The organism is Staphylococcus sp. EG-SA-17, from assembly GCF_017151845.1.
Classification (GTDB): domain Bacteria; phylum Bacillota; class Bacilli; order Staphylococcales; family Staphylococcaceae; genus Staphylococcus; species Staphylococcus aureus.
The window spans coordinates 1-935 of sequence record NZ_JACVZO010000070.1; the positions used below are offsets into that span (position 1 = coordinate 1).

At 31.7% G+C, this 935-nt stretch carries 1 protein-coding gene and 1 pseudogene; one reads left to right on the plus strand and one right to left on the minus strand.

The features are described from left to right. Positions 1-38 precede the first annotated feature (38 nt). Entirely contained in the window at positions 39-587 is a 549-nt protein-coding gene (locus IDG65_RS14080; protein ID WP_001837446.1) for a recombinase family protein, read from the plus strand. 261 nt (positions 588-848) lie between these two features. On the opposite strand, the pseudogene IDG65_RS14085 reads toward IDG65_RS14080, so the two are convergent. After that, positions 849-935, minus strand: a pseudogene (locus tag IDG65_RS14085) (penicillinase repressor BlaI); the annotation flags it as partial.

The window sequence follows — 935 nt, forward strand, 5'->3', positions numbered from 1 at the left end:
TAAGTACTCATAAAACGATTAAAAGAGGTGGTATTCAAATGGCTAAAATTGGTTATGCACGTGTATCAACACAAGATCAAAGTCTTGATGGACAGATTGATACACTTGAGGAATATGGTTGTGAACGTATCTTTAGCGAGAAAGCGAGTGGTCGCAAAACGAAAAGAACGGAACTTGATAAGTGTTTGGATTATTTACGGGAAGGAGATATTCTAGTTATCTATAAACTAGATCGTCTTGGACGTACAACGAAACAATTAATTGAGTTATCCCAATGGTTCGATGAAAACAGCATTGATTTACATATTATTGATATGAATGTATCAACGAAAGATGCGATGGGCAAGATGTTCTTTACTATGATGAGTGCATTCGCTGAACTTGAAGCTAACTTATTAAGTGAACGTACGAAAAAAGGATTAGAAGCAGCACGAGCAAGAGGGCGAAAAGGCGGGAGGCCTTCATTACCTGACCATAAGAAAAGAGAAATTAAGTTTCTATACGATGAGCAAAAACTTACAGGAGAAGAAATTGCGAAACAAACAGGGGTAAGTCGTTCTACAGTATATAGGATGCTTAAAGATTAAACTCTATGAAAAAATATATTACTTAAGGCTCTTATAGGTGTATCTAAATCATTTTATGAACATTGATTTTATGTTGAGTTTTTGAACATATTATATACTGATATTCATAGATTTTGGATTATGAAGAAAGAGTGTACAGAAAACAGTTATTTTCTGTACACTCTCAACTTTAATAATATATTTTAAATGTCATTAACAAAACTAATTTAATAAGAGTCAAGCATAGTTTACATATGTATTATGTTTGAAACATACCTCTAATTACTTTTTACTAATATCATTTAAAATATCTCGCAATTCTTCAATTTCTTTGTTATTTAATTCTTCATTTTTCGCAAAATTCAACAC